12 protein-coding genes are annotated in these 14698 nt (G+C 67.0%); 11 read left to right on the plus strand and 1 reads right to left on the minus strand.

Annotated features, from left to right (window positions below; all coding sequences use genetic code 11):
• Nucleotide 1 precedes the first annotated feature (1 nt).
• The 4 genes from K5H97_RS11455 (at nucleotide 2) to K5H97_RS11470 (ending at nucleotide 3265) form a co-directional block, all read left to right on the plus strand.
• Nucleotides 2-973, plus strand: a complete 972-nt coding sequence (locus tag K5H97_RS11455) for an XdhC family protein (RefSeq protein WP_028689267.1) — start codon at nucleotides 2-4, stop codon at nucleotides 971-973.
• Nucleotides 970-1533, plus strand: a complete 564-nt coding sequence (locus K5H97_RS11460) for a nucleotidyltransferase family protein (RefSeq protein ID WP_028689268.1) — start codon at nucleotides 970-972, stop codon at nucleotides 1531-1533. The genes K5H97_RS11455 and K5H97_RS11460 overlap by 4 nt, the downstream gene beginning before the upstream one ends.
• 170 nt (nucleotides 1534-1703) lie before the next feature.
• On the plus strand, nucleotides 1704-2558 hold the full coding sequence (gene hchA, locus K5H97_RS11465; protein WP_028689269.1) for a glyoxalase III HchA: 855 nt from the start codon (nucleotides 1704-1706) through the stop codon (nucleotides 2556-2558).
• 5 nt (nucleotides 2559-2563) lie between these two features.
• On the plus strand, nucleotides 2564-3265 hold the full coding sequence (locus tag K5H97_RS11470; protein ID WP_051555633.1) for a PA1136 family autoinducer-binding transcriptional regulator: 702 nt from the start codon (nucleotides 2564-2566) through the stop codon (nucleotides 3263-3265).
• 1 nt (nucleotide 3266) lies between these two features.
• On the opposite strand, the gene K5H97_RS11475 is transcribed toward K5H97_RS11470, so the two are convergent.
• Entirely contained in the window at nucleotides 3267-4259 is a 993-nt protein-coding gene (locus tag K5H97_RS11475; protein WP_028689271.1) for an NAD(P)H-quinone oxidoreductase, read from the minus strand.
• Between the two features lie 180 nt (nucleotides 4260-4439).
• Between K5H97_RS11475 and K5H97_RS11480 the strand changes: the two genes are divergently transcribed.
• From K5H97_RS11480 to K5H97_RS11510, 7 genes are all read left to right on the plus strand, one after another.
• Nucleotides 4440-5309 carry a LysR family transcriptional regulator gene (locus K5H97_RS11480; RefSeq protein WP_028689272.1) on the plus strand — a complete coding sequence of 290 codons (870 nt, stop codon included), beginning with the start codon at nucleotides 4440-4442 and terminating at the stop codon, nucleotides 5307-5309.
• A gap of 124 nt (nucleotides 5310-5433) precedes the next feature.
• Nucleotides 5434-6438, plus strand: coding sequence for an AraC-like transcriptional regulator QhpR (qhpR, locus tag K5H97_RS11485; RefSeq protein WP_028689273.1), 1005 nt, complete (start codon nucleotides 5434-5436; stop codon nucleotides 6436-6438).
• A 90-nt stretch (nucleotides 6439-6528) separates the two neighbouring features.
• Complete coding sequence (locus K5H97_RS11490; RefSeq protein WP_230962654.1) at nucleotides 6529-7893, plus strand: NAD(P)/FAD-dependent oxidoreductase; 1365 nt, start codon at nucleotides 6529-6531, stop codon at nucleotides 7891-7893.
• 205 nt (nucleotides 7894-8098) lie between these two features.
• On the plus strand, nucleotides 8099-9436 hold the full coding sequence (locus K5H97_RS11495; RefSeq protein WP_028689275.1) for a DUF1329 domain-containing protein: 1338 nt from the start codon (nucleotides 8099-8101) through the stop codon (nucleotides 9434-9436).
• An 18-nt stretch (nucleotides 9437-9454) separates the two neighbouring features.
• Nucleotides 9455-11281 (plus strand): DUF1302 domain-containing protein, encoded by a 1827-nt coding sequence (locus K5H97_RS11500; RefSeq protein ID WP_028689276.1) that lies wholly within the window; start codon nucleotides 9455-9457, stop codon nucleotides 11279-11281.
• A gap of 44 nt (nucleotides 11282-11325) precedes the next feature.
• Nucleotides 11326-13686, plus strand: a complete 2361-nt coding sequence (locus K5H97_RS11505; protein WP_028689277.1) for an efflux RND transporter permease subunit — start codon at nucleotides 11326-11328, stop codon at nucleotides 13684-13686.
• Nucleotides 13687-13714: 28 nt separating this feature from the next.
• A complete protein-coding gene (locus K5H97_RS11510) occupies nucleotides 13715-14677 on the plus strand; it encodes a WD40/YVTN/BNR-like repeat-containing protein (RefSeq protein ID WP_248691136.1) in 963 nt (320 codons plus the stop codon).
• The last annotated feature ends 21 nt before the right edge of the window (nucleotides 14678-14698 follow it).

Here is a 14698-nt window from a genome sequence, read left to right on the forward strand (position 1 = left end):
CGTGCAGCATCTCGACCTGCAGGTGGTGCGCCAGGCGGCGCAGTGGTCGCGTGACGGCTTGCGCGTGTGGCTGTGCACGGTGCTCTGCACCTATGGCTCGGCGCCTCGCGCGCCGGGCTCGCTGCTGGCGGTCAACGACCAGGGGCACTGGGTCGGCTCGCTGTCCGGCGGTTGCGTCGAGGAGGACTTCCTCGAACGCGTCGCCGCTGGCGAGTTCGCCGCGGCCGTCACCATGGTGCGCTATGGCGACGGCAGCGACACTCGCGGCAACATCCGCCTGCCCTGCGGTGGCATCCTCGATGTGCTGGTGGAGAACCTGCCGGGCGACTGCGCGACCCAGGCGCACCTGGGCGAGCTGGAGGCGGCCTTGCTGGGCCGCCGCCGGCTTGTGCGCGAGGTCGACCTGCGTACGGGTGAACGCCAGGTGCAGGACGACCACAGCCAGGGGCCACGGGTGGAGCAGGGCGGCGCATGCGTGCGCCTGCGCGTCGGCGCCGCCCAACGGCTGTTGCTGGCCGGCTACTCCAGTGTCGCGCATTTCTGCGCCGAGTTCGGCAAGGGCCTGGGTTTCGAGGTGGTGCTGTGCGACCCTCGCGACGAGGTGATGGACAACGTGGTGCTCGACGGGATAGAAATCCGTCGGGAACTGCCCTCGCTGTTCATCGCCAACGGTGGCTGCCACCGCGACACGGCGGTGGTGGCGCTCACCCACGACCCGAAGATCGACGACCTGGCCATGCTCGAAGCGGTACACACCGAAGCGTTCTACATTGGCGTGATGGGCTCGCGGGCCACCTCGCAAAAGCGCCGTGAACGTCTGCGCCGTATCGGCGGGCTCGGCGATGCCGAGATGGCGCGCATCCATGCCCCCATCGGTCTCAACCTGGGCAGCAAGACGCCGGCGGAGATCGCCCTGGCGGTGCTCGCCGATATCTTGCGCACCCGTAGCGGCATCGCCCGCGAGGCCTTGTGAGCATCGTCGCGCTGGTGTTGGCGGCCGGCCAGGGGTCGCGTTTCGGCGCGGACAAGCGCCGGGCCGTGCTGGGTGATGGTCGTAGTCTTTTGCAGCACAGTGTCGAGCACGCCCTGGAGGCGTTCGACGACGTGCGCGTGGTGCTGCGCGCTGGCGAGCGGGGCGAGGACCTGGGGTTGCCGGCGGACTGCCGGATCATCCATAGCCTCGATGCCGGGCTGGGCATGGGCCATAGCCTGGCGGCGGGCGCCGCCTCGCTGGATGACAGCGAGGCACAGGCGGTCGCCATCCTGTTGGGGGACATGCCATGGATCCTGACCGCGACCTTACGGCGGTTGGTCGAAACCGCTGGCCCTGCGGTCATCGTGGTGCCGCGTCATCAGGGGCAGAATGGGCATCCGGTGCTGTTCGGGCGCAACTACTGGCCTGAACTCGCACTGATGACCGGTGATGAGGGCGCGCGTTCGGTGCTGCAACGGCATCGGCAACAGTTGCGGTTGGTCGAGGTAGACGACGCAGGGGTATTGCGCGACGTCGATACGCCCGCCGCGCTCGGCTAGACTGCCCGGAGTTCATTCGCAGCCTTTTCGCGACACAAGGCCGTTCCAGGGACCGCGCGGTCTGATGTACCGATGCCACAGGCAGCCGTTGAGGGAAAACCCTCATTGCCGCTGATCCGGTGGCCTCCTAGCATGGATCCGGTCAACCCCCCAGGCACAGGAGCACAATCATGACCAACAGCAGCGACGACAAACGCCCGACCCCCGATCCGGCCGAGGACAACGCCTTTTTCCCCTCGCCGTATTCCCTCAGCCAGTTCACCTCGCCCAAGTCCGACCTCAGCGGCGCCGACTACCCCGACGCCTACAAGGGCGGACGCTGGAAAATCCTCTTGATCGGTGCCGACGAGCGCTACCTGCTCACCGACAACGGCACGCTGTTCTCCACCGGCAACCATCCCGTGGAAACCCTGCTACCCATGTATCATCTGGACAAGGCCGGCTTCGCCTTCGATGTCGCGACCTTGTCGGGCAACCCGGTCAAGTTCGAATACTGGGCCATGCCTCGCGAGGACCAGCAGGTGCTCGGCCTGTTCGAGCGCTACAAGCCCGCCTTCAAGCAGCCGCGCAAGCTCGCCGAGGTAATCGACAGTGCCCTGGGTGACGACTCGGACTACATCGGGGTGTTCATTCCCGGCGGTCACGGCGCGTTGATCGGCCTGCCGGAAAGCGAAGAAGTCGCCCAAGTGCTGAAATGGGCGGCGGACCACGACAAGTTCGTCATCACCCTGTGCCACGGTCCGGCGGCGCTGCTGGCCGGCGGCAAACTGTTCGATGGCTACAAGATCTGCGCCTTCCCCGATGAGCTGGACGCCAAGACCCCGGACATCGGCTACATGCCCGGCCACCTGACCTGGAAGTTCGGCGAGCGCCTGCAGGCCCAGGGCGTCGAGATCGTCAACGACGGCATCTCCGGCGCCGTCCACCAGGACCGCCGACTGCTCACCGGCGACAGCCCGCTGGCCGGCAACGCCTTGGGCAAGCTGGCTGCCGCGGCCTTGCTCAAGGCGACCAACGGCGGGTGAACGGCATGCCGTTCGACGAGGTGGTACAGGCGGTCCGGCAGATCGAGCAGGCCACCACCCTGGCGACGATCCAGACGGCCGTGCGCACGTTCGCCCGGCCGCTGGGCTATGACCGCTTCGTGCTGTTCAGCGCCAGCGCTGCGCGGGACGAGGTGGTCGAGCGCATCCACTGGGTGGAAGGGGACTGGTTCGGCGACGGCCAGGTGGTCGATGCCCGGACCTACGTGCGCCATTGTCCGGTGACCCGCCATCTGCTGGCAGCCCGTGAAGCGTTCTTCTGGAGCAAGCAGCCTGGCGACGAAGGTGAACGCTATCGGGTGGTTCGGTTGCCCGGCGGGCCGGGCATCCATGGCCTGCAGGTGCCGGTGTTCGGCCCGGCAGGCCTGGAGGGCGCGATGAGCCTGGGCGGTGTGCGCATCGACGCTTCGGCGCCGGCGCGCCTGGCCCTGACCCTGCTGGCCAACGCGGCGTTCCTAGGCGCCCGGCGGCTACTCGAGGCACCGCCCGGCGAGGGTCAGCTGTCGGCGCGTGAGCGCCAGGTGCTGGCCTGGACCGCCGCCGGGCAACGCCAGGCCGATATCGCCGCCACCCTGGGCCTGTCGGTGCGCACCGTGGAAAACCACCTGCGCGCCGCTCGCCGGCGCCTGGGGGTGAGCACCACCGCCCAGGCGATCAGGATCGCCCTGGGCAGCGGCGCGCTCGACTGACTCAGCCGTTGTGCGCAACCTGCAACACCACCTTGCCGATATGCCGGCCAGACTCCATCAGGGCATGGGCCTGGCTGGCCGCTGCCAGCGGGAAGGTCGCGTGGATCAGCGGCTTGACCGCGCCGCTGCGCACATGGGGCCAGGCCTTGGCCTGCAGATCCTCGAGGATCGCCGCCTTGTCGTCGGAGCTGCGTGCACGCAACGTCGAGCCGATATGGGTCAGGCGCTTGGTCAGCAGGGGGAACAGGTCGACCTCGGTGGCCGGGCCCTTGACCACGCCGATCTGCACGATGCGCCCATCCATGGCCGCGGCCTTGAAATTGCGGGCCACATAGTCGCCGGCGATGATGTCGACGATCACGTCGACGCCCTTGCCGTCGGTGTGCAGCATGACCTGTTCGACAAAATCCTCGCGGGTGTAGTCGATGGCCACGTCGGCGCCGAGCTCGAGGCTGGCGGCCTGTTGCCCTGCGCCGTTGACCGTGGTGAAGATCTTCGCCGCGCCCAGGGCGCGGGCCAACTGTGTGGCGGTGGTGCCGATGCCGGACGCGCCGCCGTGGATCAGCACGCTTTCACCGGCTTTGAAGCCGCCGCGCTGGAACAGGTTGACCCAGACGGTCATGAAGGTTTCCGGCAAGGCCGCGCCCTCGACCATCGACAGGTTGTCCGGCAGGTGCGCGGTGGTGCGCTCGTCGGCCACGGCGTACTCGGCATAGCCGCCGCCCTGGACCAGGGCGATCACCGCGTCGCCCACGGCAAAATGGCGGACCTGTTCGCCGAGGGCCACGACCCTGCCGGCGATCTCCAGCCCCGGAATGTCCGGCGCGCCGGCGGGCGGATCGTAAAGACCCTTGCGCTGCAGCAGGTCGGGGCCGTTGACGCCGGCGGCATGGACCTGGATCAGCACCTCGCGGGGGCCTGGTCGAGGCGTGGCGTGGGTGGCGGCCTGGAGGACCTCGGGGCCTCCAGGCCGGGTGATGTCGATGGCGGTCATGTGAGTGGGGATGTGACGCATGAAGACCTCTGTCATTCTGAGGAAAGGCCGCTTTGGCCCGGTGCGTAACAGGGTATGAAACCCGCGTCGTGCGGTCGCGCGGCGATTTTGCGACGCACCTTTGCAGATTTTCTTCAGGCGCCGCGATGCCTGCGGGCCGACAAGTAATGGAGTGAGCCAATGAACTGGGATGACGCCCGCATGCTGCTGGCCTTGAGCCGCGAACTGACCCTGCGCCGCGCCGCCCGGGTACTGCGCGTCGACCAGGCCACCGTGGGTCGGCGGGTGGCGGCGCTGGAGGCGGACCTTGGCGCGACCCTGTTCCTGCGCACCCCCGCCGGCTACCAGCTCACCGCCACCGGCGAAGTGGCCGTGGAAATGGAGCAGAAGATGGAGCAGGCCGCCCTGGAACTGGCCCGCCGCACCCGGGGCAGCGACAATGAACAGGCCGGCGAGGTGCGCATTGCCACCACCGATTCCCTGGCCCTGGAGTTCGTCATCCCGGCATTGCGCCGCTTGCACGAGGAACACCCCGAGGTGCGCATCGTGCTCAGTGGCAGCTCGGAGATCGTCAACCTGTCGCAACGCGAAACCGATATCGCCATCCGCAACCAGCGCCCGGACAACCCCGACCTGGTGCTGCGCAAGCTGGCCAGCTGGCAGATGGGCCTGTTCGCCTCGGCGGACTACCTGGCGCGTCGCGGCGTGCCGCAGGAGGGCAGTTTCGCCGGCCACGACCTGGTGGTGTACGAGCCGTACTGGCGTGACCGCGGCGCACCGACCCTGGTGGACGTGCCCATGGGCGAGGGCCGGGTGGTGATGGCGGCCAATGCCAGCATGATGCTGCGCCGGGGCATCGCCGAGGGCTTGGGCCTGGGCGAGATTCCCGTGGCGCTCGGGCAGCGTGACGGCCTGCGACGGGTCTGGCCGCAGCGTACGCGCAGCCAGCCTTACGAGGTGTGGATGGTCACTCACCAGGACCTGCGCCACACGGCCAGGGTGAGGGCGGTGATCGATCACCTGGTGCGGGCGTTTGCCCCACCTCAGTAACAATCGGTTACAGTCGCTGTGAGCGACCACACGCCCCCTGTAGGCGCGGACTCATCGGCGATGCGCCGCCCGGTGGCGCCTTTTCCTGATCCTGGCACTCTAAAAACGACCTGCGAAGAACAACATGAAATCAGTGCGCACCGTCCTCTCGGAAAACTTCTTCCGCCGTTTCAGGACCACCTTCGCCCCGCACCTGGAAGCCCTAGGCATCGACCTGCCGCTGCTGGAACGCGCCGATATCGAAATCCCTGGCGACCAGTATGTCGCCCTGTGGGAAGCGGCCGGCACCTGCAATCCGGCCGTCGGCCTGACCCTGGGCAGCCAGACCGAGGCCGACGATATCGGTGCCCTGGGCCACGCCTTGCATTGCGCGCCCAGCGTGGAAAAGGCGCTGATGACCCTGCACACCTATATCGTGGTGTTCGCCCAGGAGTCGTCCATCGACTACAGCTGCGAGGGCCGCCAGCTGCGCATCACCTACCAGGTTACCGACAGCACCGTGGTCAACCGCCGCCAGGACGCCGAGTTCGCCATCGCCACGATCCTGCGCCAGTTGCAACTGATCACCGCCAGCCCGGTACGGCCGCTGCGGGTGGACTTCGAGCACTCGCGCCCGGCGGACGTGTCGATGCACAAGCAGTTGTTCATGTGCCCGTTGTTCTTCAGCCAGCCGACCAACCGCATCACGCTGCCCGCCGAGGTTCTGCAACTGCCGGTGGCGCGAGGCAATGAGCGCCTGTTCATGGCCCTGGAGCCGTACCTGCAGCAGGCGCGTGAGCAGCGCAGCATCAGCGACGAATTGCTGCCCCAGGTCACCCGCATGATCGCGCTGGGCATGGCCAGTGGCGTGCCGTCACTGGATGAGGTCAGCGAGTGCATGGGGCTGAGCCGGCGTACCCTGCAACGTCGGCTCAAGGACCAGGGCATCGAGTTCTCTGTGCTGGTGGAGGAGGTGCGCCGTGACCTGGCGCTGGGCTACCTGAATCATTCCGACTACTCGATGACGCAGATTTCTCTGCTGCTCGGCTATGCCGAATCCGGCTCTTTCACCCGGGCGTTCCGGCGCTGGACCGGGCAATCGCCGCAGCAGTTCCGCCAGGCCGGGCGCGGGCCTGGCACGGGGTGCTGAAAATCTGGCGTCCGTGGTCAATCACGTTGCCGCGCCACCCGATAGGCTCGGAGGGACCGCATGTCTGTGTGCGAAACCCGAGAGTCCAGCATGAACGACAACAACAACGACGCTGTGCATGAACATCGCTCCTTCTGGCAACACGACTACGGCGCCTACGCGCCCAATACGCGCCTGACCGAAGACCTCAAGGTCGATGTGGCGGTGATTGGTGGAGGTTTTACCGGGCTCAACACTGCCTGGCAGTTCAAGCGCGACAACCCCGGTGCCCGGGTGGTGGTGCTGGAGGCGGCCTTGATCGGCTTCGGCGCCAGCGGGCGCAATGCCGGTTTCAGCACCAAGCTGTTCGGGCTGGAGCCGGAACTGGTGGTGCTGCGCTGGGGACGGCAGAAGATGATCGACGCCCACCACTACCTCGAAAAGGCCGTGGCCTATACCCGTGAGGTGATCGACAGCCACGGCATCGATTCTGATTACCGCCATGCCGGGCTGGTGCGGGTCAGCTATTCGCCGCAGCAGGTAGCGCGCCTGGGCAAGACCCTGGAGCTGTACGACTCGCTGGGACTGGCGGCGGACATGCGCTGGCAGGACAGCGACGCGCTGCGTCAGCAGTACGCTTCGCCTCGGTTGTTGGGCGGCATTCGCGAAGCCGAGACCGGCTACCTCGACCCTTGCAAGCACGTGCGCGGGCTCAAGGGCCTGGCAGCTTGCGCAGGGGTGCGTATCCATGAGGCGACACCGGTGCTCGATATCGACAACCGCGGCGTCGGTATCGTGTTACGCACGCCCGTGGCCAAGGTGACCGCCGACAAGCTGGTGATCGCCACCAATGCCTACTCACGGCAGGTACCCGGTTCTCGTGTGCTGGAGCGCCGCCAGTTCCCGCTGTGGACTTACCAGGTGGTCACCGAGCCGTTGGGCGACGCGCTATGGCAGCGTCTGGGCTGGCAGGGCAGGGAGGCCTTCGGCGACAACCGGCAGATGCTGCACTATTTTCGCCCGACCGCGGACGGGCGCATCGTCATGGGCGGTGGTGATGTGCGGGCCTACACCGGCAGCGCCATGCACGAACAGCCCTCGCCGGCCACCTGGGCCCATTGCGAGACACACCTCAAGTGGATCTACCCGCAGTTACGCGACGTACGCATCGCCTATCGCTGGGGCGGGCCGGTGTCGGTCAACGCCGACATGGTCCCTGAGATCAGCTTTGTCGGCGATGAACGCATGATTTATGCCGGGGGGTGCTTCGGCCACGGCGTGGCGCTGAGCCACCTGAACGGGCGCACCATCGCCGACCTGCTGCAGGGGCGACGCAGCGAGCTGAGCGACTTCTGGATCGTCAACCGAAAGGCCATCCCGATGCCGGGCAACACCCTGTCGTGCTGGGCCGGGCGCACGGCGCGCCAGGCGCTGCGAGCCTGGGACTGGTGGGAGGAGCGCGGGCTCAAGGCCTGACACGCAGAGGGTACTTGCCTGCTGGCACCGGATGACAAACACCCTGGCGCATGCGGCCAAGCCGCTGGCCACCGCCATTGAATACTGTCTGTCACGCAGAGCCGGAAACGCATGTTGGGCCGTCTTTTGGCGGCCCCTTTTTCCGCGCCCTTGCCCGTTACGAACTGCCTTTCGATAACCACAACAATCCCGCAAGGAAAAGTTCATGAAACCACGCCCCCTGTCCCTGTTGGGCGGCGCGCTGTTGGCGCTGCTCGGAACCACCACTTCGCTCACGGCCCTTGCCGACCTTACCCCTACGGGGGCCGAAAGGGCCGGCAATGCCGATGGCAGCATTCCCGCATGGACCGGCGGCCTGACCGAGGCGCCGGCCGGCTGGTCGCCGGGCCATGGCGACCCCTATGCCGGCGACAAGCGCCTGTACTCGATCGATGCCAGCAATGTGGCCCAGTACCAGGGGCAGTTGCCGGAAGGCCAGGTGGCGTTGATCAAGGCCTACCCGGGCTATCGCCTGGACGTGTACCCCACCCATCGCAGCTGCGCCATCCCCGCCGAGGTGGCCAAGCGTACCCAGGACTTTGCCGGCCAAGCCCGCATCGGCGCTGATGGCTGGCGCCTGGAGCAGGCCGCCGGGGCCGCGGTGCCGTTCCCGCAACCGAAAAGCGGCATCGAGGTGCTGTGGAACTACAAGCTGCGCTACATGGCCAAGGGCCGCAAAGCGCAGATCTCGTTCCTGCGCCGCGAGGCGGCCGGCGGGCTCACCGAGGTGCGGCAGTGGGCCAGCGAGTACTACCCCTACAACGACCCGGCGGTCAAAACGCCCGAGGACACCGGCGATATCGAAGCCAAGCTGCTCTACGACATCCAGTCGCCGTCCTCGCGCGCCGGCGAGATGTACCTGGTGCACGCGCGCCTGGACCAGCCGCAGAACGCCTGGATCTACTTCCCCGGGCAACGCCGCGTGCGCCAGGCGCCGACCTTCGCCTACGACAATCCGATCGCCGGCTCCGACAACCTGTACTTCGTCGACCAGATCAACATGTTCACCGGCGCCCTGGACCGCTACGACTTCAAGCTGCTGGGCAAGCGCGAAGTGGTGGTGCCGTACAACTCCTACCGTCTGGTGGACAAGGCCAATACCTACGACAAGCTGATCGGCGAGCAGTACCTGGACCGTGACGCGCAGCGCTACGAAAAGCATCGGGTGTGGGTGGTGGAGGCCACGGTCAAGGCCGACAAGCGCCATTCGTTCGCCAAGCGCGTGTTCTATTTCGACGAGGACAGCTGGAGCCTGCTGCACGTGGACATGTACGACGCCAGGGGCAACCTGTGGCGGGTGCAAGAGGGCAGCCTGTGGGCCGCCCCCGAGATCCAGGCCTGCACCAGCTTCGAGTACGTCAGCTACGACCTGATCGCCCGGCGTTATATCGCCGACGGCTTCACCCAGCAGGGCGCGGCCCTGGACCTCACCGCCGGCCTGCAGGGCCGGGTCAGTGACAAGTTGTTCAACGCGGGCGAACTGCGCCGTCGCGGCGAGCGCTGAGCCTCGGGAGACCACAGCATGAACAGACTCCCTTCGCGGGCATGGGCGAAGGCCGCACCGTGCCCGGCGCTGGCCCTGGCTGCCCTCGGGCTGCTCGGCGCGCAACCTTGCCAGGCCGTGACATTCGGTAGCGAGCACGGGATCTCGGGCAGCGTCGACTCGACCCTGTCCTACGGTTTCGCCAGCCGCCTGCAATCGCCCGACTGCCATTTGCTGGGCAATGACAATGGCGGTTGCAACACCGCCACCCATAACGAACTGGGCCGTTATTACAACCTGGAGCGCGGCAATGGCTACGCCAACGCCGACATCAACTACAGCAACGCCGACGACGGCAACCTCAACTACCACAAACACGACGTGTTCTCCCAGGTGCTCAAGGGTACCCATGAACTGAGCCTGCGTTTCGGCGAGGGCTGGAGTGCCCTGGGGCGGGTGGCCTGGGCGCGGGACTTCAAAATGGACGACACCCGTCGCACCGACCTGGAGGGGCCGGCCAGGCGCGACGCGACCCAGCGCTTCGACCTGCTCGACCTGTGGCTGGCGAAAAGCTTCGACCTCGGCGATATGCCGGCCAAGGTCAAGGTCGGCAACCAGGTGATCAGCTGGGGCGCGGAGCTGTTCGTCAGCGGCGGCATCAACCAGATCAACGCCCTGAGCCTGCCCAAGTACCACACCCCGGGCACGCAGTTGAAGGAAGTGTTCATCCCCGCGCCGATGGCCTCGTTCAGCCTGGGACTGACTGACGCCCTGAACCTGGAGGGCTACTACCAGTTCAAGTGGAACGGCTATGACGTCGACCCGGTGGGCACCTATTTCTCCAGCGCCGACATCGCGGGCGAAGGGCGTCGGGCGATCTACTACCCGACGGGTTTCGTCGAAGGCCTGCAACCCGGCACCTGCGCCGGAAGCCCGACCGGCCGCTGCGGCGACCCGCTGACCAGCGGCCTGAGCCACGAGCAACTGGTGGCCAGCGGCCTGGCAGTACCCTATGGCGGCGAACGCAAGCCCGGTAACGGCGGCCAGTACGGCTTGGCCCTGCGCTGGATGGCGGAGTCGATCAACACCGAGTTCGGCCTGTTCTACCAGCGCTACCACGACAAACTGCCGTTCATCGGCTACACGGCGCGCAGCAACCCGGACGCCTTGGTGGTAGACGATTACTTCATCAACTACGGCGAGGACAAGGACCTGTTCGGCGTGTCGATGAGCACCCTGGTGGGGCCGGTGGCCGTGGCCGGCGAGCTGTCGTTCCGGCCCCACGACAGTGTGGCGATCGACCCGACGGTAGCCTTCGGTCAGGGCCTGACCGGCAGCTACAATCGCTACAGCGTGTTCGACACCGGGGTGAGCAAGGGCTTCGTCGAGCAACGCAAGTGGCAGGCTGACGTCAACGCCACCTATACCTTCTCGGGCAACGACCCGCTGGGCTTCATCCCCAACGCCCTGGGCGCCTCGGACGGCTTCCTGCTGGCGGAGGTGGCGGTCACCCGCTATCCGGGGTTGGACACCTCGGGCCGGGTGCCTTACGTGCTTCCCGACTATTCGCTGCCGGACCGTACCTCGTGGGGCTACGTCACCGAGTTCGGGCTCAACTACCCGAACCTGTTCGGCAGCGGCGTCACCGTCACCCCGCAACTGGACTTCAGCCATGACGTCAAGGGCACCACGCCCAACGCCATGCCCTTCGTCGAGGGGCGCAGGTCGCTGACCGCCTCCTTGCTGTTCAACCACCGCGACCGCTGGAAAGGCGGCCTGCAGTGGGTGCGCTACTGGGGCGGGGGCGACAACAACCTGATGGCCGACCGCGACTTCGTCAGCGGCAACATCTCCTACTCCTTCTGATCCGGCCGCCACGCGCTTGCGAGCGCGTGGTGGGGAGGCTATTCATGCTGGCTAATCTGGTCTCGGCGCTCGAGCGCCTGGTCTTTCGCCACCGCCTGGCGACCCTCGGCCTGCTGGCCGTGGTCACCCTGGTGATGGGCCTGTTTGCCGCGCGTCTGGAGATGACGGCGGGCTTCGACAAACAGCTGCCGCAGCAGCACCCCTATATCAAGACGTTCAACCAGTACCGCGACGTGCTGTTCGGCGCCAACCGCGTCATCGTGGTGCTGCGGGCGCGCCATGGCGATATCTGGAACACGGCGGCGCTGACACGCTTGCACGACCTGACCCAGACGCTGTTCTTCCTGCCGGGCATCGACCGGCGCAGCGTCACTTCGCTGTGGACGCCGAACACCCGCGCAGTGCAGATCACCGAGGAGGGCATGAAGGCCGAGGACGTGGTCGGCGGTGATGTCACCATCGGCAACCTCGATGCCCGGGCCATTGCCGGCATTCGTGAGCGCACCCTGGCCGGCGGCTTCGTCGGCAGCCTGGTGGCCAATGACCAGCGTGGGGCCATGGTGGTGGCGGAGCTGGCCGACCCGGACCCGGTGACGGGCAAACGTCTCGATTACCTGGCCTTCAGTCGTCAGTTGGAGGAACAGGTACGGGCGCGATACGCCGACGCCGACTTCGACGTGCAGATCATCGGCTTCGCCAAGCAGATGGGCGATATCGGCGCCGGCGCCCGCAGCGTGGTCGAGTTTTTCGCCCTGGCTTTTGTGCTCACGGCGTTGGCGGTCTACTGGTACATCCGCTCCTGGCGCCTGACGGCGCTGGCGCTGGTGTGTTCGCTGGTGTCGGTGGTGTGGCAGTTCGGCACCCTGACGCTGTTGGGCTTCGGCCTCGATCCGCTGGCGATCCTGGTGCCGTTCCTGGTGTTTGCCATCGGCGTGTCCCACGGCGTACAGCAGGTCAATTTCATCGCCAAGGAGGTCTGTGCCGGTGCCGATGGCATGACCGCCGCCAGGCGCAGTTTCGTCGGCCTGATGATTCCCGGCACCCTGGCCCTGATCACCGCCTTCGTCGGCTTTGCGACGTTGGTGCTGGTGCCGATCCCGATGATTCGCGAACTGGCCATTACCGCGTCGGTAGGGGTGGCCTACAAGATCGTCACCAACCTGGTGATGCTGCCGGTACTGGCCAGCTACTGCCGTTTCGACGGACGCTACGTGGCCAAGGTCGAGCGCCTGCGGGCGCGCCGCGAAGGATTGATGACCGGCCTTGGGCGCATCGCCGAGCCGCGGAACGCGCTGCGGGTGACCATGCTGGGCGTTGGCCTGATGGCACTGGCGGTGTGGCAGAGCCAGGGCCGGCACATTGGCCATGTGCTGCCGGGGGCGCCCGAACTGCACGCCGACTCGCGCTACAACCAGGATGTGGAGCAGGTGGTCAGCCATTTCGCCCTGGGCCTGGACCTGTTCACCGTGGCCGTGCAGACCCCGGCGGGCGGTTGCTACCGGCATGACGTGATGGCCTATGTCGACCGCCTGACCTGGTATCTGGGCACCTTGCCCGGCGTGCTGTCGGCGCAGGCGCTGCCGGCCATGGCCAAGCTGGCGGCCTCGGGGGTCAACGAAGGCAACCCGAAATGGGCGGCACTGCCGGTCGACGAGCTGTCTCTGGGCGAAACCGTGCGCCAGGTGCCCGAAGCGCTGCGCCTGTTCGATGCCGACTGCACCGTGCTGCCGGTCAACCTGTACCTGGCCGACCACAAGGCCAGCACCCTCAAGCAGATAACCGCGGCCGTCGAGCAGTACCGCGAGCGCCATGTGCTGCCTGGGGTGAGCGTGCGCCTGGCCAGCGGCAACGCCGGGGTGCAGGCCGCCACCAACGCGGTGGTGGAGGGCTCGGAGCTGCCGATGATGCTCTACGTGTACCTGACCATCGTGCTGCTGGTGGGGCTGGTGTACCGCGACTGGCGGGCGATGCTCGCCTGCTGCCTGCCGCTGACCCTGGCGACCTTCCTCGGCTACTGGTTCATGAAGGCCCTCGACATCGGCCTGACCGTGGCCACCTTGCCGGTGATGGTGCTGGCCGTGGGCGTCGGGGTGGATTACGCCTTCTACATCTACAACCGCCTGCAACTGCACCTGGCAGCAGGAAGCGACATCGTCGCCGCCTTCCAGCAGGCCTTGCGCGAAGTGGGCGTGGCCACGGTGTTCACCGCGCTGACGCTGTCGGTTGGGGTGGCCACCTGGTCGTTCTCGGCGTTGAAGTTCCAGGCCGACATGGGCCTGCTGCTGACCTTCATGTTCATGGCCAACATGCTCATGGCGGTGACCTTGCTGCCGGCGCTGGCCGTGGTCCTGGAAAGACTGGTTCCGCGACGGGGGCCGGTCCGCGCGCCCCTGATCGCCCATTGAGAAGGGCTGAAGGATGAGGACTGTTCAGGTGTTGCCCTGGTTGCTGGGGGTGATATGGGCAGGGCAGGTCGCTGCGGCGCCGGCCATTGCCCTGAGCGATGTACGCCACGCGCCCCTGGTGGCGGTGGCGCGGGCCGGGGAAGGGCTGGTCGCGGTGGGCGACCACGGCGTGGTGGCGTTGTCCGCCGATGGCCAGCAATGGCGCCAGGCGCGCAGCGTGCCGGTGGATGGTTTGCTGACCGCCGTGAGCTTCGTCGATGAGCTACAAGGCTGGGCGGTGGGGCATGGTGGGGTGCTGCTGCACAGCCTCGACGGCGGTCAGCACTGGACCCTGCAACAGCGCCTGGAGGGCAAACCCGTGCTGCTGTCGGTGCTGTTCACCGACGCCCACCACGGCATGCTTGTCGGTGCCTACGGTTATGCGGCGCGCACGGTCGATGGCGGCGTCAGCTGGCTGCCGATGCAAATCGGCGAGGAGGGCGACGACTTCCACCTCAATCAGGTGTTCCAGGCCGCTGACGGCAGTCTGTTCATCGTCGGCGAGGCCGGCCACGGCTACCGCTCCTCTGACCAGGGCGCGTCCTGGCAGGCGCTGGACACCGGTGTCAGTGGCTCGCTGTGGACCGGCACCGGCCTGCGCGATGGTCGCGTGCTGCTGGCGGGGATGAGTGGGCGGGTGCTGCTGGGCGACAGCCAGGGGCGCCACTGGCGCCTGCTCGACAGTGGCAGCCGCGAGGCGATCAGCGCCGTGACGCAACTGGATGACGGGCGGGTGGCGCTGGTGGGTAATTCGGGCCTGGTGGCGATCTCCGACGCGCAGGTGGCGCATTTTACCAGCGCACAACGTGAAGACCGCTCGAACCTGGCCGCCCTGGCTGCGCAATCCGGTCACCTGCTGCTGTTCGGCGCCACTGGCGTGATCGATGGCGTGGCACCGGATGCCAAGGCAGCTGTCACCGCGCGCCAAGCCTCTGAAAATGCCCCTCGATAGACTCAAGCCCAGGCCAATCGC

Origin of the sequence: Pseudomonas mosselii (assembly GCF_019823065.1) — a bacterium.
In the GTDB taxonomy this organism is placed as follows: domain Bacteria; phylum Pseudomonadota; class Gammaproteobacteria; order Pseudomonadales; family Pseudomonadaceae; genus Aquipseudomonas; species Aquipseudomonas mosselii.

What these genes read in the sequence shown, in the direction of transcription:
- hchA (WP_028689269.1), top strand. Translation starts at nt 1,704, where the DNA reads ATGACCAACAGCAGCGACGACAAACGCCCGACCCCCGATCCGGCCGAG.
- K5H97_RS11470 (WP_051555633.1), top strand. Translation starts at nt 2,564, where the DNA reads ATGCCGTTCGACGAGGTGGTACAGGCGGTCCGGCAGATCGAGCAGGCC.
- K5H97_RS11475 (WP_028689271.1), bottom strand. Translation starts at nt 4,259, where the DNA reads ATGACCGCCATCGACATCACCCGGCCTGGAGGCCCCGAGGTCCTCCAG.
- K5H97_RS11480 (WP_028689272.1), top strand. Translation starts at nt 4,440, where the DNA reads ATGAACTGGGATGACGCCCGCATGCTGCTGGCCTTGAGCCGCGAACTG.
- qhpR (WP_028689273.1), top strand. Translation starts at nt 5,434, where the DNA reads ATGAAATCAGTGCGCACCGTCCTCTCGGAAAACTTCTTCCGCCGTTTC.
- K5H97_RS11490 (WP_230962654.1), top strand. Translation starts at nt 6,529, where the DNA reads ATGAACGACAACAACAACGACGCTGTGCATGAACATCGCTCCTTCTGG.
- K5H97_RS11495 (WP_028689275.1), top strand. Translation starts at nt 8,099, where the DNA reads ATGAAACCACGCCCCCTGTCCCTGTTGGGCGGCGCGCTGTTGGCGCTG.
- K5H97_RS11500 (WP_028689276.1), top strand. Translation starts at nt 9,455, where the DNA reads ATGAACAGACTCCCTTCGCGGGCATGGGCGAAGGCCGCACCGTGCCCG.
- K5H97_RS11505 (WP_028689277.1), top strand. Translation starts at nt 11,326, where the DNA reads ATGCTGGCTAATCTGGTCTCGGCGCTCGAGCGCCTGGTCTTTCGCCAC.